The following is a 22939-nucleotide window of genomic DNA, read 5'->3' on the forward strand; positions in this document are numbered from 1 at the left end:
GTGTTCGGCCAATGCTGTTGAAAAAGTCGGCTGCGAAGTCCACGCCCGAAAAGTACGCGCCTGAGATTGAAATCTGAATTTCTGGCAGAAGGTTCGGACTCGGATTTCACGTAGCAGCGTGCAACAGAGGTGTTTTCATCCATCAATATTTGAGCGTCTTGGGAAAACTGACTTTTTCAACACAATCGGCCGGATTCTGCCGTTCCATTACAGGGGAATGATATTAGACAGTGCCCCCTTGGCACCAAATAGCAAAGGGGACAACTAGCGGACGCTTCTTTATTTCCCGATCGGATCACTTCCCACTGGCCTCCGGCACCCTGGCAATCACCTTGATCTCAAACTGATACCCATACAGCCACGTAACGCCCACGCCGGTCAGCGTCGGGTGTGGCGCCTCACCCCAGAACTCTGGCACAACCTTCCAGATCGTCTCGAACCTTGACTCGGGATCGACGATAAACACGGTGACGTCAATCACATCGTCGAAGGTGCAGCCGGCAGCGACGAGGATGGCATTCAGGTTGGTGAACGCGAGACGCACCTGATCTTCCAGGTCGGGCTCGGGTGAGCCGTCTTCGTTGCTGCCAACCTGCCCTGATACAAACAAAAAACCGTTGGACTTGATTGCCGGCGAATAGCGGTTGCGCTCGTAAAGCGCCTGGCGTCCAGGTGGAAAAACCACATCACGCTGTGTCATAGGTGCCTCCATCAAAAGGTCGACGCTGACCCGGAACTAACGATGGAGCGACTGTAGGGGCTTGTGCCCGAGCGATAAACGAGCAACCTTGGCGATCACTGTTTGTAAAACCCAAACAATCTGGTCGAAACCTGGAGCAGCCATGGACCGTTTTGATGCAATGCAGGCATTTGTGCGTGTGGTGGAAGCCGGCAGCTTCACCAAAGCGGCCCAGACCCTGCATATGAGCAAGACTACCGTGACGCAGCTGGTACAGCAGTTGGAGGCACGGCTGCAGGTTAAGTTGCTTAACCGTACCACGCGCAAAGTCAACGTTACGGCCGATGGCGCGGTGTATTACGAGCGCGTGCTGCGGCTGCTGGCCGACATGGATGACGTCGAGACCAGTCTGTCCGGCGCCGCAACATTGCCCAGGGGCCGGTTACGGGTGGATGTGCCAAGCCCGCTGGCCAGCATGATTCTGGTCCCTGCATTGCCCGAGTTTTACGCGCGATACCCGGACATCCAGATCGATATGGGCGTCAGCGACCGTCTCGTGGATATGATCGATGAGAACGTCGATTGCGTGGTGCGCGGCGGCGAGCTGGCGGACCAGTCGTTGATGGGGCGCCGGGTTGGCGACCTTCCGCTTGGCGCGTTTGCAGCACCGAGCTACCTGGCACGCGTCGGCATGCCCGCCCATCCACGGGAGCTGGAAGATTCGCAGCATCGTATCGTCGGTTTTTTGTGGGCGCGCACCGGCAAAGCCCTGCCCTTTTCCATGCGCAACGGCCTTGAGCATGTGCAGATCAAAGGTCGCTACGCGCTGGCAGTCGATGATGGCAATGCCTACCTCGCGGCCGGCCTGGCCGGGCTGGGTGTGCTCTGGCTGCCGACATACATGTCCATGGCCTTCGAAGAGCGCGGCGAGTTGGTGCCGCTGTTCGACAGTTGGAGCCTCGAGCCGATGCCGCTCTACGTGGCCTACCCACCGAACCGGCATATCAGCATCAAGCTGCGTGTGTTCATCGATTGGGTCGCTGAATTGATGGCCCGGCATGCACCGGTCAGCGAGCGGCATAACGCGTGACTACTACACCCTGGCAGGCACAGCATTGCTTTGTTCAGCCGACTCGCTTCCCTGCTGCCACTGGAGCCTCCCCCGATTAGTGCCTTTGGCCAACGGCAGCCAGCCACACCCGCTATTAGCGATTAAAAGCTGGCAGCGCCTTTCGCGCAGCAAATTCGAGTGCACTCACGCAGGCGTCCGATACGTCTCCAGATAAGCCCTGAGAAGTCGCGTCGCCTGTTGCTTCAGACAGGTTTCAAAGAGCGGTGGCGCGTAGCCTTCGAGTAGGGCTCGTACCGGCCCGGAGAGTGCATTTAACGAGACTGCGGCGATCAATCCAGGGGCTTCGAAATGTGCGTCCGATGCGGTCGCCAACATGGCAGCAGCGGCTGCCACCATTCGGGCATTTATACGAGCGACCAGTTCCGTTCCGCCTCGCTCCGCAGCAATCGCATAAAGTGCCTTAGACATGGCTGGATCGCACAGTTTGACAGCAAGAAACGCCGAAACCAGCTCTGATGCCATGTCGGAGACGGGCTTGCCCTGGCATTGCTCGCAAGCGTGCTCAACCGTTTCGGCGACTTTCAGCAGGTGGTTTTCAAGCACCGCAGCGAGAAGCGCGTCACGGTTTGGATAGTACTGATAGAGGCTGCCCACGGACATTCCCGCTCGTTCGGCAACGCGGGTCGTCGTGCAGCGGATAAGACCGTACTGCGTCAAAACCTGAAGGGTTGCCGTGTGAAGAGCGTCAACGGTTGCCGCGGAGCGGGCCTGGACCGCTGATTTTCTTGGCTTTAATGACGCCTTGAGACGGCTCATGAAATGCGAATTCAAAAGTCTGAAGGATTCTTCATATCATAGTTCTCCTTAGGCAAAGCGAGAATAACCAATATGGCTGGCTTGGATAAAAGCGGTACGTTCATTCTTGGCGACCGCAAAATCAAGCGCTTGGGCTATGGCGCGATGCAATTGGCAGGCCCTGGCGTGTTCGGCCCCCCGAAGGATCGGAGCGCCGCAGTGGCAGTGCTGCGTGAGGCAATCGAATCTGGTGTGAACCACATAGACACGAGCGACTTCTACGGGCCGCACATCACCAATCAAATTATCCGCGAGGCCCTGCATCCCTATCAGGACGATCTGACAATCGTAACCAAGATTGGCGCCCGCCGCAGCGACGATGGCGGCTGGCTTGCGGCTGCCTCGAAAGAAGAGCTGACGCGGGCAGTGCATGACAATCTGCGCAATCTGGGATTGGACGTTCTTGACGTCGTCAATTTCCGGGCAATGCACAACACGATGGGGCCGGGCGAAGGCTCAAACGAAGCCGCACTGACTGCCATGGCGCAATTACAACAGCAAGGCTTGGTACGCCATATCGGGATTAGCAACGTCACCCCCACACAAGTCGCCGAGGCGCGAAAGATCATTGATGTAGTGTGCGTACAGAACTTGTACAACATCTCACATCAACAGGATAACGCCATGATCGACGAGCTGGCTCTAGAGGGTATTGCCTATGTCCCGTTCTTCCCCCTGGGCGGATTCACCCCGGTTCAGTCCTCGGCACTGTCGAGCGTTGCACAGCGGCTCGGGGTTACGCCGATGCAGTTAGCGCTGGCGTGGCTATTCCGTCGTTCATCCAATATTCTTTTGATCCCGGGGACCGCCTCATTGGCCCACTTGCGGGAAAACATCGCTGTGGCCAACCTGCATCTGTCAGATGAGGCTCTGGCAGAGTTGAATGCAATCGCGGATTGACCCACGAAGCCAGCCTATATCGCAGCCATTGAAGCGGAGTTTCAAGCCTTGAAGACTCAATTTATTCCAAGCAATCGCCATCATTATCACGGACCTCACTCAAGGTGTCGCGGTTGCTTATGCTCACCGATTAATCAGAGTTCGATATTCTGACCAATCAGTGAACCAAACCAAGGCGCCAATGGCGCCTTTTTTATTGCCTGTAAGTTGGAGAGTATAAAAATGACGATGCTTCGTGGAACTCGAATAGTGACTGGGAAAGAAGCCGCAATGATGCGTGAGGTAGAGGGCCGTTTTCGGAACGCCAAGCGCGGGACATGAGCGATGAAGAGCGTTGGCGAATACGCCAGGAACACACAGCTCGATCATCAAAACGCTGCATGACTGGATGCTGGCCCAGCGATCTCGTGCTCAGGATAATGTCCATCAGATGAATGGAATATAAAAAGAGTACGTCATGGAAAAAACAATCAGACTCGCCAACCTGGCCGACATCGAAGCCATTTTTGCTATCCGAACCAGCGTTCACGAAAATCACTTGTCTCGTGACCAACTGGCGGAAATGGGGATTACTCCCAAAACTATACGACAGGCAATGCTAGAGGCTCCCTGTGCCTGGGTCGCTGAGGTTGATGGTGTCCCTGTAGGTTTTTCGATGGCCGATATCGAGGACGGTTGTGTGTTTGCCGCTTTCGTTCTACCCGAATTCGAGGGGCACGGATTGGGGCGCAGCCTGATGGATAAAGCAGAGGCTTTCCTGTTTCAACACCACCAGACGATCTGGCTGGAAACAGCTGAGGCCAGCCGTGCGAGTGGCTTCTATCGAACCCTCGGCTGGCAGTTCGTAGAGCGCTTATCGGAAGGTGATATTCGGTTTGAAAAGTGCCAGAAATAATAATGAAAAAATGCCACACGCAGGCAGCTTCCCCATTTGCCTCTTCAGCACGTTTGTATGTGAGGTCTCAACCTGAAGGTTCTGCGGACATTCAAGATTTCAATCTCTGCGGCTTGTCACGAGCACGGAGTACTCTCTGCACGTCCAAAGCCTGATCAAGGCTGAGCTGAAGCTCGTCATCGTTCCAGGGTTTGCTGATGTAGCGGAAAATGTACCCGTCGTTGAGCGCTTGAGTGATCATGCTCATATCGGCATAACCGGTCAGCAAGATATTCATGCATTCTGGGTCGCGCTTGTGCACCTCGCGAAGCAGCGTCGGTCCGTCCATGAACGGCATGCGTGCATCGCAGATGATCAGGTCGATAGGGTGCTGTTCGAAAAGACTAAGGGCCTGAGCGCCACTTGTGGCCAGAAGCAAGTCGTAAGGTTTTGCGCGCAGCAATCGCCGGAGGCTGTTGAGGATGCTTTCTTCATCATCCACCAGCATGACAGTGTGGCGTTTTACGCAATCAGAGATAGTTTCCATGATCAGCATCCTTCACTGGCAGAGGTAGAGAGGGCCCGTATCACCGGCTGGCGCAATGGTAACCACGCACGGAAGCGACTGCCCCTACCCGGCTCGCTTTCGACGGTGAGCCTTCCATGGTGCTTGACGATGATGCTATAGGATAACGACAGGCCAAGGCCCGACCCCATGCCCACCGGCTTGGTTGTAAAGAACGGTTCGAATATTCGGCTTTGGATTTCAAGGGGTATTCCATGACCGTTGTCGGCGATCTCGACGAACACCCCGCCGTCTTCCCGCCCACTGCTGATGATGATTTCTCCGTCGACGCCCACGGCATGACTTGCGTTGATAAGCAAGTTCATAAAAACCTGATTGATCTGTGAGCCCATGCATTCGATGGGCTCAATATCGCCGTAGCGCTTGATCACCTGAGCCTTGAACTTGATCTCGTTCCAGATAACGTTAAGGGTACTGTCGAGTCCCTTGTGCAGATCGCTCAACTGCCATTCGTAACTGTCGACATGGGAGAACTCGCGCAGGTCTTTGACAATGCGAGTGACCCGGTCAAGACCGTCGGCCGACTCGGCAAGCAGGTCGTCGATGTCCTGACGCATGAATGTGTAATCCATCTTGTCGCGCATGACCGCAAGCTCGGGATGTGCATTGGCATGCTTTTCATCGCTCGCCTGTTCATGAGCTTCGAGCAGCGCGAAGATGTCCACGAGGTAACGACGCAAGCTGTTGACGTTGGAGCAAACAAAGCCGATCGGGTTATTGATCTCGTGGGCCACGCCCGCAGCAAGTTGCCCTATCGCCGCCATCTTCTCGGACTGCAGCAACTGCGCCTGTGCATCCTCGAGCCTCGCGATAAGCAGCGCCTGAGCGCCCTTTTCTTCTTCCAGCAACTGGTTAAGGTGCGTCAGTTCGAGTTGACGGGCGGCAGTGTCGGTCGTATCACTGATGGCCAGACCCACGCCCAGATTGCTGCCATCGGCATCTTGCACAGGGAAGAAGGTGCAGTTTTGATACATGTGCCGGACCAGACCACTGATCGGCCGGGTGCTTTCGAAATTGAACAGATGCGGCCGTTGCTGCCATGAAGTGAAAGCAAAGTTTTGCAGGGTGGCGACGCTGTTAATCTTCTGCCTGGTCCAGACCTCTGGCAGCTCAGGAAATGCTTCGAACAGCGTATGGCCGACAATTTCTTCAGCGCTGCGGCCACTGTTGATGGACATAAAGTGATTAGAGAACAGCACTTTGCAGTCCTGGTCGACCAGCAGCACACCCATGTTGATAGCCTTGAGCATAGACTCAAGAGTTTCCCGGGAGATGGCCTTGCTGTCTGTCATGAGAGGTCCCTTCAAAGCTCGTCCAGCAAACGATCGATGGCCCGAACGACAACGCCTGCTGTACGTTCAGTGATGCAGATCAACAAGTCGCAGGAGAACTGATGAGCCTGAACCTCGAAACGGATTTCCAACACCATCGCAAGGTGTTCGTTCAGGTTCAACTCATCCAGTGCGTTCGCGGACTCTTCTCTGTGGACCAGAATCGACGGCGCGTCATAGCTCACTTGTATCGCCACCTGCTTGGCCAGACCGCTGATGCAGGCGCCGGAAAGGATGTTGGTGACATCCAGCATCAGTTCTTCCTGCTGCGCGGGGTCGCCGTCGTTATAGCCCAGCAGTTCGGCGAGCTTATCGGCCCCCATTGAGCCAAAGCCAACGAACACTTCTCCGCGTAATTCCCCCAGAAAAGACTGGCGGGTGACGATCATGAAGCTTTGGCGAAGATGGGCCGGAATCGACAGGTTATTCTGTTCCCGGATCAGCGGGTGAATAAAGGGAACCGAAAGCGTCACCATGGTGTTGGTCAGCAGGGCCAGTCTCTCGGCCGCTTGTCCCATGGCGATATTCATCAGCTCCTGCAGGGCATCACGTTGGTCTTCGGTGAGCGCGGCCAAGGTTTCCATCAGAGCACTCCTATGAGGTGCAAAGCATTGAGCAAAGCTTCAGCCGTAATCGGCTTGGCTACGAATGCTGCAGCGCCCAGATCGAATACTCGTTGCCTGGCCAGAGGTTGGATGTCTGCGCTGATGACCACCACTACCACATTGGCATCTTCCTGCTTGAGCGCCTCGAGCGTCTGGAAGCCATCCATGACCGGCATGGTCAGGTCGAGAAAAAGCAGGTCCACCAAACCGGCGTGATAGGCCTCCATCACCTCGGCACCGTTACAGGCCTGGCGAACCTCCTCGGTCAATGATTCTGGCAGGGCACGCAAGACCATCTTACGGGACATGGATGAGTCATCGGCGATTAAAACTTTCATGATGAACTCCACATTTATGAATGTGTTCCGCGGCTTCATTCGAAGCGGAGAAGCTAGTATTTCTTTAAGTCTTTTAATCACTCTAGTTCGCAATATGGCAAAGAGCCATCAGGAAATCCTGATATTGCGTTAAGGATTTGCGAAACCCGTAGGAATTGCCCTACTCACGTCAATATGAATGCGATTGAAAGGGTGCCGGCGCAGCAATCTTTTGCCCATTCCACATAAAGGCCGTCTTTATCTGGAAGCATCGCCAAAATCCGCAGTCTTTAAAAAAGCTACGAACGCCCGCAATGCTGCCGATTGGTGGCGACGACTTGGGAAGTAGAGGTACACAGCCTCCAGGGGACAAGACCATGAGGGAAGCACCCGTGACAACCTTCCTGATTCGAGAAGGCCAGACACATACGCGGCAGGTGCGCTAACAATCCCCAGTCCCCGCAGCGTCAGCTCGATTTGCGATGCCAGATCGTGAACAACCATGCATGTCGGCGGGACGATTTGTACCACTTCGCCCGCAGATTCCAACGTCCAGGGGATGATCAAGCCATCGATCTGACTGCGACACATGATCGCGCGGTGATCGAGCAGATCGTCGGGATGCTTCGGTATCACTTGGTCGCGAAGATAAGCAGAGGATGAGACGAGCACGGCTTGCGACCTAGGCGCAATGGGCACCGCCACCATATCCTTATCAATGCAACTGCCGTAGCGTAAACCCGCGTCATAGCCTTGTTTAACGATGTCGATGAGCCGCGCCTCAACGGCAATTTCGAGTTCAATATCGGGGTAGCTATTCTGAAACGCCTTCAACGCTGGCGCGATGAACAATTCAAACGGCGCGCGTGGCATCGTGAGCCGCAAAGGGCCGGTTGGTCGCCCTGCCCGCCCCGAGACCTCCTCCGCGGCTTGCCGCAACTGCGACAGAGCGGGGCCCGCCGCAAGCAGATAGTCGTTCCCAACGTCTGTCAGGCTCAGGCTTCGGGTAGAGCGGCGGAAAAGCGACGTACCTATCCGCTCTTCAAGTGCGCTGATCGCTTGGCTAACGGCGGATGGCGAAATGCCCAGCTGCCTCGCAGCCTCGGAAAAGCTGCCGGCCTCTGCAACGGCCACGAACATGGCCACACCATCGGTACTGTCCTTCTGTCGCATGTCAGACCTTTAAGTTTTACTTCAAGCCTCATGCTCGATTATGGGGCTAATGGCGATGACTCGCTCACTATAAGATGCCTTATCACACCGAACTAAGGCATTAAAAATGGGCAATGACCTTATCGCCAGCTCGCTGGAGGCCACGTCGACAGCGCTATCGCTCAGTCGGCGGTCTCTACTTATCCATATGGGCGCAGCCGCTGTGCTGATGTCCGGCGGCAAAACATGGGGAGCGCTCTTGTCCACATCCACGCTGACCTCGCGCATTTTCAGCACCCCTCGCCATACGACGCATTATGTGGAGTCCGGGCCAGCCGACGGGCCACTGATGATGTTCCTGCACGGCTGGCCGGAGCTTAGCTTGGTCTGGCGCGCGCAGATGCAAGCGTTCGCCGCCAAAGGCTGGCATTGCGTTGCGCCGGATATGCGCGGCTATGGCAGTTCTGCCGCTCCAGAATCGACCCGTGAATACACGATGGAAAAAATCGTGATGGACATGACCGAACTTCATGACCATCTCGGCGGCAAGCCCGCCATCTGGGTTGGCCACGACTGGGGCAGTGTTGTGGCCGGTGAATTGGCGGCGCACGAACCACAGCGCAGTCGCGGCGTGGTGCTGATCTCCGTGCCGTATTTCCCCAACACGAACGCTTTATCGACGCTGGTCCCACTGGTCGACCGTACGATCTATCCGGCCAGCCGGTTTCCTGATGGTCAATGGGACTATTACCGCTACTACAATACGCACTTCGCATCAGCCGTCGCGGATCTGGACGCGGACAAAGCGGCATCGCTCGCTTCGATTTATCGACGAGCAGACCCGGAGAGTATTGGCAAGGTCGCGTCGAATGCCGAAGTGACACGCAAAGGGGGACGGTTCGGCGCCCGTCATCGTGCCCCGCCTACCCAGCCTGATCCGGCGCTCTGGCCAGTGGCGGACTTCTCCGTACTGGTGCAGGCATTCGAGGCGCGAGGCTTTCGCAGTCCCTGCGCCTGGTATCTGAACGATGACGCCAACATCGCCTATGCTCGTCGCGCGCCGAATGGCGGCAGGTTGTCATTGCCAATACTGTTTGTGAACGGCGACTACGACCAGATGAACAGCATCAAGGGCAATCGGTTGGGCGACCCGATGCGGGCGGCTTGTGCAGACCTCACCATAACGAGCCTGCCAGGCGCGCATTGGCTGCCAGTGGAGTGCAAGTCAGAACTCGTTGTTGCCATTGATAACTGGCTTCAAAGTAAAAAGCTCGATGCCCTGGCGTAACCGCCAGTGGTCTTTATTTACGCGTTCGTAGGCATCCATTCTTACGCGCGGCTTCGTAAGCGGTGTGGTCAATCGTTGAACAGCCAGCGAGACAGGCCGCTAATGTCGTGCAGTTCCCCTGGTGCCCTGCAAGCTCCGATCGGCCTCTGCGGCGCTATTGAGTCTTGATAAATTCCAGCATCATGTTATTGCCATCGAGAATATCGGTACAAATCGCTCGCCTGGCTGCAGCACCGTCACGATCTCTCAATGCCCCCAGGACTTCCCAGTGATGCTCGATTGCCATTTGTTCTGAAAAATGGTCGTAAGCCAACGCAAGAAGTGGGCCTGTACGCATCCATAAGCTGTCCAGAAAGCCGCGCAATAGCGGCATCTGAGCGATGTCAGCAAAAAAGAAGTGAAATGTCTGGTTAAGCTTCAGCGCTTCGGTCATGTCTTCACGATGAATCGCATCAACGTTCGCCTTGATGTTGGCCTCGATACGCTCCAAATCCTCGTCAGTGGCCATCGTCGCCGCCGTCTCTGCGGCCAACCCCTCAAGCGCCAGGCGTACCGCGCGAATCTCCAAATATTGTTGGCTCGTCAAGATAGGAACACGGATGTCCTTGGGCGTCTTCATGACCAGGGCCTGCTCTTTGGCCAACTGAAGAATCGCATCGCGCACCGGGGTGACGCTGGTGCCCAGTTGCATGGCCAGGTCACGGATACGGAGTTTGTCATCGGGCTTGAGCTTTCCCGTGACCAACGCTTCCCGTAGCGATGAATAAACGCTGGTGCCGAGATACGCGTGTTTTATTTCGCCGATTGGATAGCTCATTTCAGATCCGAATAGAAGGAGGCTCTAGTTGGCGGGAAAGACCTCCCCGTCAGCAACGAATTGCATCATCGCGGTTTTATAAAGAAAAAACCAGCTACACAACATGATGCATCATGCATTATGCTTCAGTTGGCAGTCCCAACCCAATAGCGAGATCATCATGAGCACAACACGTTCCTCCCTAGCCGATAAAGACATGCGTCACCAACTGCACCCTTACACCAACGCCCGGGCTCACGAGGAACAGGGGCCTTTGGTGATCGAGCGAGGGGACGGGGTGTATGTGATCGACGAAAACGGCAAGCGTTACATCGAAGCCATGGCCGGCCTGTGGAGCGCGGCACTGGGTTTCAGCAATAAGCGGCTGGTGGCCGCAGCTGAAAAGCAAATGTCGACCTTGCCCTTCTATCACCTGTTTGGTCACAAGGCGCACGCCCCCAGCATCGAACTGGCGGAGAAGCTGATCAACATGGCGCCGGTGCCCATGAGCAAGGTGTTCTTCACCAACTCGGGCTCCGAAGCCAACGACACTGTGATCAAGCTGGTCTGGTACCTCAACAACGCCCAGGGCAAACCTGCGCGCAAAAAATTCATCAGCCGCATTGGCGGTTATCATGGCATTACATTGGCCGCCGCCAGCCTCACCGGCCTGCCGGCCAACCAGCGTGGTTTCGACGCACCGCTGCCGGGCTTTCTGCACACCGGCTGCCCGCACCACTACCGTCATGCGCTGCCCCACGAGAGCGAGGAGCAGTTTGCCGATCGCCTGGCGGCGGAGCTCGACGCACTGATCGTGAAAGAAGGCGCGGACACCATCGCAGCCTTCGTCGGCGAACCCTTGATGGGTGCCGGTGGCGTGATCGTGCCGCCACGTACCTACTGGGAAAAAATCCAGCGCGTATGCCGCAAGCACGACATCCTGATCGTCGCGGACGAGGTAATCTGTGGCTTCGGGCGTACCGGTAAGATGTTCGGCAGCCAGACCTTCGGCATCGAACCGGACATCATGATTCTGTCCAAGCAACTGTCGTCGTCCTACCAGCCTATTTCCGCCATCTTGCTCAATGAGCGGGTGTACCAGGGCATTGCTGACCAGACCAAGTCTTTCGGCGCGCTGGGCCATGGCTTTACCGGCGGCGGCCACCCGGTGGCGGCAGCGGTGGCCTTGGAAAACCTGAAAATCATCGACGAAGAAAACCTGGTGGAGCACGCTGCCAGCATGGGCGAACTGCTGCGTCGCGAGTTGCAGACCTTCAGTGACCACCCTCTGGTCGGTGAAGTGCGTGGAGCCGGCCTGATCGCGGCGGTCGAACTGGTCGCGGATCGCGCCACCAAAGCCCCTCTGGACGCTCCAGGCAACCTGGGCCGCTATCTCGCGGGTCGTGCCCAGGCGCACGGCATGATCACCCGTAACATGGGCGATGCCATCGCTTTCTGCCCGCCGCTGATCATCAATGAAGCGCAAGTCCGGGCAATTGTCGACCGGTTCGGCATGGCACTGGACGACACCAGCAAGTGGGTCAATGGCTAAGTGAGCGTCATAAAAAAGGCCTGGTGTGAACCAGGCCTTTTTGTTTTAGCTCAATGAGATCAGTTTAACTCGGTCAGCAACGCCGGCACCGCCTCGAACAAGTCCGCCACCAGGCCGTAATCGGCCACCTGGAAGATCGGTGCTTCTTCGTCCTTGTTGATCGCAACGATCACTTTGGAGTCTTTCATACCGGCCAGGTGCTGGATTGCGCCGGAGATACCGACGGCGATGTACAGCTGTGGCGCGACGATCTTGCCGGTCTGGCCGACCTGCATGTCGTTGGGTACGAAACCTGCGTCGACCGCCGCGCGGGAAGCGCCGACGGCAGCGCCGAGCTTGTCGGCCAGGGCGTACAGATGCTTGAAGTTGTCGCCGTTCTGCATGCCACGACCGCCGGAAACGACGATCTTGGCAGCGGTCAGCTCAGGACGATCCGACTTGGCCAGCTCTTCGCTAACGAAGCTGGAAGTGCCGGCGTCGTGGGCAGCGGAAACGGCTTCAACGGCAGCCGAACCACCGTCGGCGGCAACCGGGTCGAAACCGGTGGCGCGCACGGTGATGACTTTTACCGAAGCATTGGACTGTACGGTCGCGATGGCGTTACCGGCATAGATCGGGCGCTTGAAGGTGTCGGCGCTTTCAACCGAGATGATCTCGGATATCTGGTCAACGTCCAGTTGCGCGGCAACGCGTGGCAGGATGTTTTTGCCGTTGGAGGTGGCGGCAGCCAGGATGTGGCTGTAGCCGGCGCCCAGCTCTGCAACCAGAGGGGCCACGTTTTCCGGCAGCTGATGCGCGTAAGCCGCATTGTCAGCGTTGAGGACTTTGCTCACGCCCGCGATTTTCGCGGCGGCTTCAGCCACGGCGCCAGCGCCCTGACCGGCGACCAGTACGTGGATGTCACCACCGATTTTGGCGGCAGCAGCCACGGTGTTCAGCGTGGCCGGAGCCAGCACTTTGTTGTCGTGTTCGGCGATTACGAGGATAGTCATGATCAGGCTCTCCAATTCAAAGCACCTTCGCTTCGTTTTTCAGTTTCTCGACCAGTTCAGCCACCGACTTGACCTTGATGCCTGCGCTGCGTGCAGCCGGCGCTTCGACTTTGACGGTCTTGTTGGTGGAGGCGGTGGAAACGCCCAAAGCATCCGGAGTCAGCACTTCGAGAGGCTTCTTCTTGGCTTTCATGATGTTTGGCAGCGACGCATAGCGCGGCTCGTTCAAACGCAGGTCAGTGGTGACGATGGCCGGCAGTTTCAGCGAAACCGTCTGCGCGCCGCCGTCGATTTCGCGGGTCACGGCAACCGTGTCGCCGCTCACTTCCACTTTGGAAGCGAAGGTACCCTGGCCGTAACCGGTCAGCGCAGCCAGCATCTGGCCAGTCTGGTTGTTGTCGCTGTCGATGGCTTGTTTGCCGAGGATCACCAACTGAGGCTGTTCCTTGTCGACAACAGCCTTGAGCAGCTTGGCCACGGCCAGGGAGGTCAGCTCTTCAGCGGACTCGACCAGGATCGCGCGGTCGGCGCCCAGTGCCAGGGCGGTACGCAACTGCTCTTGAGCCGTGGTCGGGCCGATGGACACCACCACGATTTCAGTCGCTACGCGCCCTTCTTTTATAGAGAGTTCTTTCAGGCGCACAGCCTCTTCCACGGCGATTTCACAGAATGGGTTCATCGACATCTTGACGTTAGCAAGGTCGACGCCGGAATTGTCCGCCTTGACGCGAACCTTGACGTTATAGTCGATCACTCGCTTTATAGAGACTAGGACCTTCATCAATTACCTCAGTGATCACAACACAGGGGGTCGGAATAACGGATCAGACAGGACTCGCGCCACGCAGCGTTTCATTGCGTCGGCGCAACCACTCCATCAACAGTAAAAGCACGGCGGAAGCGCCGATCATCAGGGTTGCCGCGGCAGCGATAGTCGGATTCAGGTTCTCGCGAATGCCGCCAAACATCTGCATCGGCAAGGTGCGCTGCGCGGGGCTGGCCAGAAACAGGGTCACCACCACCTCATCGAAGGACGTGGCAAACGCAAACAAGGCACCGCTGATCACGCCGGGCGCAATCAAAGGCAGCATCACCTTGCGAAACGCGAACCATGGAGTCGCCCCCAGACTGGCCGCTGCTCGGGAAAAATTGCGGTCATAGCCCTGCAAGGTCGCCGCCACGGTGATCACCACAAAGGGCACCCCCAACGCCGCATGCGCCAGCACCAGGCCCAGGTAGCTGTTGAGCAGGTTCAACTGGGCGAAAAAGAAATACATCGACACGGCAATGATCACCAGAGGCGCAATCATGGGTGAAATCAGTACCGCCATCACCAGCCCCTTACCGCGAAATTCACCGCGGGCCAGCCCCACCGCTGCCAGGGTCCCCAGCGCAGTCGCCAGCAACGTGGCGGCGGGGGCGATGATCAAGCTGTTGCGCAGTGCCCGCATCCATTCCTGGGAACCGAGAAACTCTTGATACCAGCGCAATGAAAAACCGCTTAACGGGTAGCTGAGAAACGACCCGTCATTGAACGACAGCGGCACGATCACCAGGATCGGCACCACCAGGAAGATCAGCATGCCGACGCTGAACACGCTGAAGATCGGCGCCCAGAGACGCTCGACCATTGTGGAGTGATGATTCATCAGACACCTCATGCACGCTGGGCGGGATTGGCTGGACGGGTGACGCGCGAATACACCCAATACAGCAGCAGGACGATGATCAGCAACTGGCTGCCCAGCGCAGCGGCCATCCCCCAGTTGATGGTGGTGTTGGTGTAGAACGCGACGAAATAACTGAGCATCTGATCACCCGGCCCGCCCAGCAACGCGGGAGTGATGTAGTACCCGATCGCCATGATGAACACCAACAGCGCGCCGGCGGTGACGCCGGCAAATGTCTGCGGCACGTACGCCGACCAGAACGCCCGGAAAGGATGCGCACCGAGCGAAACCGCCGCACGCACATAGTTGGGAGAAATACCTTTCATCACCGCATACAGCGGCAGAATGACAAAGGGCAGCAATATGTGGGTCATGGAGATGTACACCCCTACCCTGTTAAACACCAGTTGCAGTGGCTGATCGATCAGCCCCAGTGCGATCAGCGAATGGTTGATCAACCCGCCGTTCTGCAGCAGCACGATCCAGCCCGCGGTGCGTACCAGCAACGAGGTCCAGAACGGCAACAACACCATGATCAGCAACAGGTTCGCGCGGCTGCTCGGTTGCTTGGCCAGCCAGTAGGCCACCGGGTAGCCGAACAGCACGCACAGCAGTGTGACCACAAAGGCCATCCACAACGTGCGCATCAGCACCGACAGATACAGCGCCTGCCCCTTGGGCAGCTCGACGATATCGCCGCTCTGGGCATCGACCTGATGATCGAAGGCGGCCAGCACGTAATAGGCTGTCAGGGTGCGCCCAGCGCGTTGAATGCTGCGCCAGGTGCTCGGCTCCGCCCACAGTGTCGACTGAGCGATCAGCGCTCGACTGGTGGACTCGACGCCGTCATCCGGCAACTTGCGCAACGCCATTGTGAGCAGCGTTCGATAGCGCCCATCTTCATACCCCAGGCGTTTGAGCAGCGATGGGATCTGCCCCTCGTCCTTGGCGGTTTTCAGGTCCTTGACCAGCGCCACGTAGACCTTCTCATTCGGCCGACTCTCGCCGTCCCAGTCTCTCAACGCCAGTAGCGTGGTGGGTAATGCCCTGACAACTTCAGGGTTGTCGAGGCTCTTCCACAGTATGTTGCCGATCGGGAACACGAAGCTGATCAATAGAAATATCAACAGCGGCGCGATCAACAGCATGGATCGCCTGCGGTAAGAGCGCTCGGCACGAAACAATCGCTGCTTGAGCGAAGCACTCTTATCGGTGGAATGATCGATAGCCGTCAGGCTGACTTCTGACATGCTGGTCTCCAGATATAAGACGGAACCGGCTTCACCTACGTGAAGCCGGTGATGACAGGTTACTGCGCTGCCCAAGCGTTGAAGCGTTGCTCCAGTTCTTCACCGTGTTCGATCCAGAAATCGGTATCCACGCCGCGCGCGCCTTTCAAGTTGGCAGGCGCGGTGGGCAGGTCACCGCGCACCTTGGGGTCGATCTGCGCGATCGCCAAGGTGTTGGTCGGACCGTAGGGGATGGTTTCGGCGAACACTTTCTGGTTCTCGGGGCGGTTGGCGAAAGCGATGTATTTCTCGGCCAACGCCTTGTTCTTCGAACCTTTGACGATTGCCCAGCTGTCCATGTCGTAGAGACTGCCGTTCCACACGATCGAGAACGGGTGACCTTCTTTCTGAGCCGCCGTAACCCGTCCGTTATAGGCCGATGTCATGACCACATCACCGGACACCAGCCATTGCATGGGCTGAGCGCCGGCCTCCCACCACTGAATATTCGACTTGAGCTCATCGAGCTTCTTGAAGGCACGGTCGACGCCTTCGGGCGTGGCCAACACGGTGTAGAGCTGACCTTGTGAAACGCCGTCAGCGAGCAAGGCGATTTCCAGGGTGAACTTCGCACTTTTACGCAGTGCACGTTTGCCCGGATAGGTCTTCACATCCCAGAAGTCCGCCCACCCGGCAGGTGCCTTCGCGAGTTTTTTCGAATCGTAGGCCAGCACGGTCGACCAGATAAAAATGCCCGCGCCACATTCGCTGGCGGCAGAGTCGATCATCTGTTTCTTGTCGCCCAACTTTGACCAGTCCAGGGGTTCGAACAGCCCCTCACTGCAACCTCGTACCAGTTCCGGGCTTTCCACCTCGACCACATCCCAGCCGACCTGGCCGGTCTCGACCATGGCCTTGATCTTGGCCATTTCGCCGTTGAACTCACCCGCTTCAATGTCGACGTTGTTCGCCTTGGCGAAGGGTTGGTAAAACGCTTTTTCCTGGGCCTGCTTATTCAGCCCGCCGAATGATACGACCGTCAGTTGCTGGGCTTGAACCTGGCCTGCCGCTCCGGCCATCAACGCCAATACCGCAATTTTCTTGAACATGGCAACGCTCCTTAGCAGTGTTTTTAACAACGCTTTTTTTATTGGTGAACCAATGGATCGAGCGCACTGGCGTCGTGACTGAACCAACTGACCGGTACGGTGTGGCCGGCCAGCCAGTCGTCATGCATGTCCGCGATCGGCACTTTTGCGGTGAACGCCTCATGCCCGGCGACGTTGAGCCGCACCCGCACGTGATCGCCCAGGTAGATCAATTCTTCGATACGTCCCGACAGGTTGTTGGCGCAAGGAGCGTTCAGCGCAATGCGTTCCGGGCGAATGGACAAGGAAGTCGACTCACCGGCACTTAACGCGGTAGTGGCGCGCGCGCCCACCTCGGAACCGTCCGCCAGGCGCACGCGACACTCAGCGCCGGAAACCGAAACCACGGTGCCCGGCAAGGCGTTGTTTTCACCGATGAAATGCGCGACGAACGAGTTGCAAGGGTGTTCATACAGCGCCTTGGGGGTGTCGATCTGCTGGATCACCCCGTCGTTGAACACCGCGACGCGGTCCGACAGGGTCAGCGCTTCCGCCTGGTCATGGGTGACGAATACGACGGTCAAACCCAACTGGCGATGCAAGCGACGGATTTCGAGTTGCATCTGTTCACGCAGCTGTTTATCCAGCGCGCCCAGCGGCTCATCCATCAGCACCAGACTGGGCTCGAACACCAACGCACGCGCCAGCGCGATACGTTGCTGCTGCCCACCTGACAGTTGCGCGGGATAGCGTTGCGACAGGTGGCCGAGTTGCACCATGTCCAAGGCCCGCTTGACCTTCAATTCGATATCGACGGCACTCATTCGCCGGACTTTCAGCGGAAAGGCCAGGTTCCCCGCGACCGTCATGTGAGGAAACAGTGCGTAGTTTTGGAACACCATGCCGATCCCGCGCTGATGGGGCGCAACCGTATGTAACGGCTTGCCATCGAGCAGGATTTCACCTTGGGTCGGTGTTTCGAAGCCTGCCAGCATCATCAGGGTGGTGGTTTTTCCAGAGCCCGAAGGCCCGAGCAAGGTCAGGAACTCACCGCGCTGGATATCGAGGTCAAGCTTCTTGACTACCAACTGTTCGCCGTCATAGCTCTTCTGTACACCTCGAAAGCGTACATAAGGGGGGACACTGCTCATGGCTGCACCTGCGTCTTATTGTTTTGGAAAAGTAGCGTCAGATCACTTGTCGCCATTTTAAGCACACCTCAAATTATGATGCATCATATTTTATACTTCACAACAAAAGCATAATATGTGCCAGCTTCGGTGATGCTGTTCAGCGATGAGGAAAATGAGAAACGCAGGAATTCGGGGGGCACTCATGCAGTGCGCCGAATGCGCCAGCGCACTGCTTAAGCGCGATTGCCAGCGTACAAAGGAGCAGTTGACAGTACCGAACAAGTAAAACATGATGCATCAAACATCAAATAGCCGAATCGATTGAGGATCACCATGAGTGAGAAGAAAACCCTCCTGCTGACAGGTGCGAGCAGAGGCATCGGGCATGCAACGGTTAAATATTTCAATGCGGCCGGCTGGCGCGTTTTCACTGCCTCGCGCCAAAGTTGGGCGGCCGAGTGTCCCTGGGCCGATGGCCAGGAGAACCACATCCATCTGGATCTCGAAGACATCGGCAGTATTGAAGCGAGCATTGACCTGATCAAAGAAAAGCTCGGCGACGGCAAGCTGCACGCGCTGGTCGATAACGCCGGCATGAGCCCCAAAGGCCCTAAAGGCGGCCGACTCGGCGTGCTGGAAACCGATTACGCAACCTGGTTGCAAGTGTTCAACGTCAACCTGTTCTCCACTGCCCTGCTTGCCAGGGGCCTGTTCGAGGAATTGAAAGCGGCCCAGGGCACCATCATCAACGTGACCTCCATTGCCGGTTCCAGGGTTCACCCATTTGCCGGGGTCGCCTATGCAACCTCAAAAGCCGCCTTGTCCGCCCTGACCCGTGAAATGGCCTACGACTACGGACGCCATGGCATTCGGGTAAACGCTATCGCGCCAGGGGAAATCGACACCTCAATTCTCTCCCCCGGCACCCAGGACATCGTCGAGCGCGACATTCCGATGCGCCGGCTCGGCAAGCCGGAAGAAGTCGCGTCCCTGATTCATTTCCTGTGCACCTCGGGCGCCTCCTATATCAATGGTTCCGAGATCCAGGTCAATGGTGGTCAGCACGTCTGACCGGTTACCCCTCTTTTCGTGATGTGTTCAACCGGAGCTTTTTATGAAATTGCGTGATAACAGTCTGTTCCGCCAACAAGCGTATATAGCCGGTGCCTGGAGCGATGCCGACAACGAACAACGCCTGGCCGTGAATAATCCGGCGACGGGCGAAATACTTGGCCACGTACCGAAAATGGGCGCCGCCGAAACACGTCGCGCCATCGAAGCCGCCGAACAGGCACTGCCGGCCTGGCGCGCACGCACCGCCAAGGATCGCGCCACCGTACTGCGCCGCTGGTTCGACCTGATCATCGCCAACCAGGACGACCTGGCCTGCCTGATGACGCTGGAGCAAGGCAAACCCCTGGCCGAAGCCAAAGGCGAAATCGCCTACGCCGCGTCGTTCATCGAATGGTTTGCCGAGGAAGGCAAGCGCGTCTATGGCGACATTATTCCAGGCCACCAACCGGACAAACGCCTGCTGGTGATCAAACAGCCTATCGGCGTGACCGCTGCGATTACGCCGTGGAATTTTCCATGCGCCATGATCACGCGCAAAGCAGGCCCGGCGTTGGCCGCCGGCTGCACCATGGTAATCAAGCCCGCGAGCCAGACGCCCTTCTGCGCATTGGCATTGGCAGAACTGGCCTCCCGCGCAGGCATTCCTGACGGCGTGCTCAGCGTCGTGACCGGCTCCGCCGCACAAATCGGCGCAGAACTGACCAGCAACCCGATCATCCGTAAATTGTCGTTCACCGGCTCAACGGAAATCGGTCGTCAATTGATGGCCGAGTGTGCACAAGACATCAAGAAGGTCTCGCTTGAACTGGGCGGCAACTCGCCGTTCATTGTGTTTGAAGACGCCGACCTCGATGCTGCAGTCGAAGGCGCCATGTCCTCCAAATACCGCAACGCCGGGCAAACCTGCGTGTGCGCCAACCGCCTGTATATCCACGACAGCGTTTACGATGCATTCGCCGAAAAACTGCAGGCCGCCGTCGCCAAGCTGCGCCTGGGCAATGGCCTGGACGAGGGCACCACGACCGGCCCGCTGATCGATGAAAAAGCCGTGCAGAAGGTTCAGGAGCACATTGCGGATGCAATCACCAAGGGTGCTCGCGTGATCCAGGGCGGCAAACCCCATGCGCTGGGCGGCAACTTCTTCGAACCGACCATCATGGTGGACGTGCCCAAGACAGCCCTGGTTGCACGCGAAGAAACCTTTGGCCCCTTGGCGCCGTTGTTTCGTTTCACCAGCGAAGCGGACGTTGTTGCGCAGGCCAATGACACCGAGTTCGGCCTGGCGGCGTATTTCTTCGCCCGCGACCTGTCCCGGGTGTTCCGCGTGGCCGAAGCCCTCGAATACGGGATCATCGGCATCAACACCGGGATTATCTCGACTGAAACCGCGCCTTTCGGCGGTATGAAAGCATCCGGCCTGGGCCGTGAAGGCTCCAAATACGGCATTGATGATTATCTGGAAATCAAATACATGTGCCTGGGCGGCATCTGAGACTTTGAAGGAGTCGTAACGTGAGTGTCGATATCGATTGCGTCGTAGTAGGCGCGGGCGTGGTAGGGCTTGCCGTGGCACGCGAGATGGCCCGGGCCGGCAATGACGTGCTGGTGCTGGAGGCTGGCGAGGCAATCGGTATCGGCACGAGTTCGCGTAACTCCGAGGTCATTCACGCGGGGATCTATTACCCGCCCGGCAGCCTGAAAGCCCGATTCTGCGTCGAGGGTCGACACGCCCTCTACGCGTACTGCCTCAGCCATGGGGTCGATACGCGCAGAACCGGAAAGTTGATCGTTGCCAACACTGACGCGCAAGTCGCGCAGTTGGAATTTTTGCTCAAGCGCGGGCTTGAAAACGGTGTGGATGATTTACGCCTGCTTGATCGCGGGCAGGCCACCGCGCTGGAACCTGCGCTTGAGTGCATCGCGGCGTTGTACTCGCCGTCCACCGGCATCGTCGATTCCCACGCGCTGATGCTGGCGCTGCAAGGGGATGCAGAAGCGGCCGGTACCAGTGTCGCGTTTCACACGCCACTGATCGGCGCCCAAGTCATAGCGGACGGTTTTTTACTGGACATCGGTGGGGAGTCGCCCATGCAGCTCTCCTGTCGCAGGCTGATCAATTCGGCGGGGCTTCATGCGCCGGCACTGGCCAGGTCGATAGAGGGGCTGGCGCCAAACAAGGCGCCACGCGAATATTTGTGCAAGGGCAGTTACTTCAGCGTTTCAAAGCGGGTGCCCTTCACGCATTTGATCTATCCGGCCCCGGAGGCCGATGGTCTCGGTGTGCACATGACGGTCGATCTGGGTGGCCAGGCGCGCTTCGGCCCGGACACCGAATGGGTCGAAACCGAGAACTATCAGGTCGATCCGGCACGTGCAGACGGTTTCTATTCGGCCATTCGCAGCTACTGGCCCGATTTGCCGGATGACAGCCTGCAACCGGGCTACAGCGGGATTCGTCCGAAAATATCAGCGCCTGGCGAGCCGGCCTGCGATTTTGTGATCAGCAGCCAGCGCGAGCATGGCGTACCGGGGCTGATCAATTTGTTCGGCATCGAGTCACCGGGACTGACGTCGTGCCTGGCGATTGCCAGTCATGTACGGCAGTTGATCGAGCTTGAATGACGCCGCCAAAGCACAACTGAGTTTCCCTTGTCAGGTCGGCAAGGCCGCGCCCTCCCCCTATTACAGATGAGCATTGCCGATGAAATTCAGTCACAAGATACTGCTGGCCACCGTATCGGTCGTCACGCTGGCATTCGCTGCCTTTTCGACTTACAGCGTGCAGCTTCAAGAACGCTACATCATGAACACCCTGCAGGCGCGCTTGAGCGATAGCGGCCAAAGCACCGCCAACCATGTGCAAAGCTGGTTCGAAGGGCGCCTGCTGATGATTCAGAACCTGAGCCAGAACATCGCCCTGGATCCGCGCCCGGAACATATCAAAGCGTTGATCTCGCAAAAGGCACTGGCCGGCGAATTTCTGCAGAACTTTATCGGTTTGGCCGACGGTAGCGTGGTCATGGAACCGGTGACCGCCCTGCCCGACCAATACGACCCACGCACCCGCCCCTGGTACAAAGACACGGCGACGAGTAACACGCTGAACCTGAGCGAGCCCTACGTCAGCCAATCCACCCAGCAACTGGTCCTTTCAATCAATACGCCGCTGAACAGCGACGGCAAACTGATTGGCGTCGCCAGCGGTGACCTGAGCCTGGATGCCTTGACCAAAATGATCGGCGGCCTGGACCTCAATGGACTGGGCTATGCCTTCATGGTGAACGCCCAGGGCAAGGTTCTGGTCAGTCCAAACCACAAGCATCTGATGAAAACCCTCGCTGAGGTGTATGGCGACCACCCGCCCCAGTTGGAACACCCCTTCAACACCGTCATGCTCGACGGCCGTGAACAGATCATAGGCTTTACACCGATTCGCGGGCTGTCGGGCGCGCAGTGGTACATCGGCATCTCCATCGATCATGACAAGGCCTATGCGGCCCTGGGCGAGTTGCGCAGGTCCGCCGTATTCGCAACGCTCATCACCGTCATCATCATCGTTGGTTTGCTCGGCAGCCTGATGCACGTCCTGATGAGACCCCTGCGAACCTTGGGCAAAGCGATGCAAACGGTCGCTGAGGGTGAAGGCGACCTGACCTTGCGCCTGTCCGCGCAGAGCCGGGACGAATTCGGAACCGTCGCACAGTCGTTCAATACCTTTGTCGAGCGAATCCATCGTTCGATGCTCG

General features: G+C 57.6%; 21 protein-coding genes and 2 pseudogenes. 9 read left to right on the plus strand and 14 right to left on the minus strand.

Annotation, left to right across the window (positions count from 1 at the left end; all coding sequences use genetic code 11):
• Nucleotides 1–295 precede the first annotated feature (295 nt).
• Nucleotides 296–700 (minus strand): RidA family protein, encoded by a 405-nt coding sequence (locus AB4O05_RS23095; RefSeq protein WP_460135128.1) that lies wholly within the window; start codon nucleotides 698–700, stop codon nucleotides 296–298.
• A gap of 142 nt (nucleotides 701–842) precedes the next feature.
• Between AB4O05_RS23095 and AB4O05_RS23100 the strand changes: the two genes are divergently transcribed.
• Entirely contained in the window at nucleotides 843–1769 is a 927-nt protein-coding gene (locus AB4O05_RS23100; protein ID WP_460135127.1) for a LysR family transcriptional regulator, read from the plus strand.
• A 165-nt stretch (nucleotides 1770–1934) separates the two neighbouring features.
• Here the strand turns inward: AB4O05_RS23100 and AB4O05_RS23105 are convergent, their stop codons facing one another.
• Nucleotides 1935–2567, minus strand: a complete 633-nt coding sequence (locus AB4O05_RS23105) for a TetR family transcriptional regulator (protein WP_460135126.1) — start codon at nucleotides 2565–2567, stop codon at nucleotides 1935–1937.
• A gap of 72 nt (nucleotides 2568–2639) precedes the next feature.
• On the opposite strand from AB4O05_RS23105, the gene AB4O05_RS23110 reads away from it, so the two are divergent.
• Together AB4O05_RS23110 and AB4O05_RS23115 are read left to right on the plus strand one after the other, a co-directional pair.
• Nucleotides 2640–3506, plus strand: a complete 867-nt coding sequence (locus AB4O05_RS23110; RefSeq protein WP_460135125.1) for an aldo/keto reductase family oxidoreductase — start codon at nucleotides 2640–2642, stop codon at nucleotides 3504–3506.
• Nucleotides 3507–3963: 457 nt separating this feature from the next.
• Nucleotides 3964–4401, plus strand: coding sequence for an N-acetyltransferase family protein (locus AB4O05_RS23115; RefSeq protein ID WP_460135124.1), 438 nt, complete (start codon nucleotides 3964–3966; stop codon nucleotides 4399–4401).
• A gap of 100 nt (nucleotides 4402–4501) precedes the next feature.
• Here the strand turns inward: AB4O05_RS23115 and AB4O05_RS23120 are convergent.
• The 5 genes and pseudogenes from AB4O05_RS23120 to AB4O05_RS23140 form a co-directional block, all read right to left on the minus strand.
• Nucleotides 4502–4927 (minus strand): annotated as a pseudogene (locus AB4O05_RS23120) (response regulator); the annotation flags it as partial.
• A gap of 2 nt (nucleotides 4928–4929) precedes the next feature.
• The gene (locus AB4O05_RS23125; protein WP_460135123.1) at nucleotides 4930–6258 is read right to left on the minus strand and encodes an ATP-binding protein; all 1329 of its coding nucleotides are present in this window, start codon (nucleotides 6256–6258) and stop codon (nucleotides 4930–4932) included.
• An 11-nt stretch (nucleotides 6259–6269) separates the two neighbouring features.
• The gene (locus tag AB4O05_RS23130; RefSeq protein WP_460135122.1) at nucleotides 6270–6881 is read right to left on the minus strand and encodes a chemotaxis protein CheC; all 612 of its coding nucleotides are present in this window, start codon (nucleotides 6879–6881) and stop codon (nucleotides 6270–6272) included.
• Entirely contained in the window at nucleotides 6881–7240 is a 360-nt protein-coding gene (locus tag AB4O05_RS23135) for a response regulator (RefSeq protein ID WP_460135121.1), read from the minus strand. The genes AB4O05_RS23130 and AB4O05_RS23135 overlap by 1 nt, the downstream gene beginning before the upstream one ends.
• A 237-nt stretch (nucleotides 7241–7477) precedes the next feature.
• The gene (locus AB4O05_RS23140) at nucleotides 7478–8359 is read right to left on the minus strand and encodes a LysR family transcriptional regulator (protein ID WP_460135120.1); all 882 of its coding nucleotides are present in this window, start codon (nucleotides 8357–8359) and stop codon (nucleotides 7478–7480) included.
• Between the two features lie 271 nt (nucleotides 8360–8630).
• Between AB4O05_RS23140 and AB4O05_RS23145 the strand changes: the two genes are divergently transcribed.
• On the plus strand, nucleotides 8631–9659 hold the full coding sequence (locus AB4O05_RS23145) for an alpha/beta hydrolase (RefSeq protein WP_460137508.1): 1029 nt from the start codon (nucleotides 8631–8633) through the stop codon (nucleotides 9657–9659).
• 154 nt (nucleotides 9660–9813) lie between these two features.
• On the opposite strand, the gene AB4O05_RS23150 is transcribed toward AB4O05_RS23145, so the two are convergent.
• The gene (locus AB4O05_RS23150) at nucleotides 9814–10476 is read right to left on the minus strand and encodes a GntR family transcriptional regulator (RefSeq protein ID WP_460135119.1); all 663 of its coding nucleotides are present in this window, start codon (nucleotides 10474–10476) and stop codon (nucleotides 9814–9816) included.
• A gap of 160 nt (nucleotides 10477–10636) precedes the next feature.
• Between AB4O05_RS23150 and AB4O05_RS23155 the strand changes: the two genes are divergently transcribed.
• Nucleotides 10637–12007 carry an aspartate aminotransferase family protein gene (locus tag AB4O05_RS23155; protein WP_460135118.1) on the plus strand — a complete coding sequence of 457 codons (1371 nt, stop codon included), beginning with the start codon at nucleotides 10637–10639 and terminating at the stop codon, nucleotides 12005–12007.
• Nucleotides 12008–12066: 59 nt separating this feature from the next.
• On the opposite strand, the gene AB4O05_RS23160 is transcribed toward AB4O05_RS23155, so the two are convergent.
• Genes AB4O05_RS23160 through AB4O05_RS23185 form a run of 6 tightly spaced genes read right to left on the minus strand, consistent with a single transcriptional unit; the run spans nucleotide 12067 to nucleotide 18137 of the window.
• Nucleotides 12067–12999, minus strand: a complete 933-nt coding sequence (locus AB4O05_RS23160) for an electron transfer flavoprotein subunit alpha/FixB family protein (RefSeq protein WP_460135117.1) — start codon at nucleotides 12997–12999, stop codon at nucleotides 12067–12069.
• 16 nt (nucleotides 13000–13015) lie between these two features.
• A complete protein-coding gene (locus AB4O05_RS23165) occupies nucleotides 13016–13780 on the minus strand; it encodes an electron transfer flavoprotein subunit beta/FixA family protein (RefSeq protein WP_460135116.1) in 765 nt (254 codons plus the stop codon).
• A gap of 43 nt (nucleotides 13781–13823) precedes the next feature.
• Entirely contained in the window at nucleotides 13824–14630 is an 807-nt protein-coding gene (locus tag AB4O05_RS23170) for an ABC transporter permease (RefSeq protein WP_460137507.1), read from the minus strand.
• A gap of 26 nt (nucleotides 14631–14656) precedes the next feature.
• Entirely contained in the window at nucleotides 14657–15919 is a 1263-nt protein-coding gene (locus AB4O05_RS23175; RefSeq protein ID WP_460135115.1) for an ABC transporter permease, read from the minus strand.
• 59 nt (nucleotides 15920–15978) lie between these two features.
• Nucleotides 15979–17007 (minus strand): ABC transporter substrate-binding protein, encoded by a 1029-nt coding sequence (locus tag AB4O05_RS23180; protein WP_460135114.1) that lies wholly within the window; start codon nucleotides 17005–17007, stop codon nucleotides 15979–15981.
• 38 nt (nucleotides 17008–17045) lie between these two features.
• Nucleotides 17046–18137: an ABC transporter ATP-binding protein gene (locus AB4O05_RS23185; RefSeq protein ID WP_460135113.1), complete on the minus strand. Its 1092-nt coding sequence runs from the start codon at nucleotides 18135–18137 to the stop codon at nucleotides 17046–17048.
• A gap of 315 nt (nucleotides 18138–18452) precedes the next feature.
• Here AB4O05_RS23185 and AB4O05_RS23190 point away from each other — a divergent pair, with 315 nt between their 5' ends.
• The 4 genes and pseudogenes from AB4O05_RS23190 to AB4O05_RS23205 form a co-directional block, all read left to right on the plus strand.
• Nucleotides 18453–19190: an SDR family NAD(P)-dependent oxidoreductase gene (locus tag AB4O05_RS23190; protein WP_460135112.1), complete on the plus strand. Its 738-nt coding sequence runs from the start codon at nucleotides 18453–18455 to the stop codon at nucleotides 19188–19190.
• 43 nt (nucleotides 19191–19233) lie between these two features.
• The gene (gene gabD / locus AB4O05_RS23195) at nucleotides 19234–20685 is read left to right on the plus strand and encodes an NADP-dependent succinate-semialdehyde dehydrogenase (RefSeq protein WP_460135111.1); all 1452 of its coding nucleotides are present in this window, start codon (nucleotides 19234–19236) and stop codon (nucleotides 20683–20685) included.
• Between the two features lie 20 nt (nucleotides 20686–20705).
• On the plus strand, nucleotides 20706–21815 hold the full coding sequence (locus AB4O05_RS23200; protein ID WP_460135110.1) for an NAD(P)/FAD-dependent oxidoreductase: 1110 nt from the start codon (nucleotides 20706–20708) through the stop codon (nucleotides 21813–21815).
• A gap of 181 nt (nucleotides 21816–21996) precedes the next feature.
• Nucleotides 21997–22914, plus strand: a pseudogene (locus AB4O05_RS23205) (HAMP domain-containing protein); the annotation flags it as partial.
• Between the last annotated feature and the right edge of the window lie 25 nt (nucleotides 22915–22939).

The sequence above is a fragment of the Pseudomonas sp. S1_G07 genome (assembly GCF_054668565.1).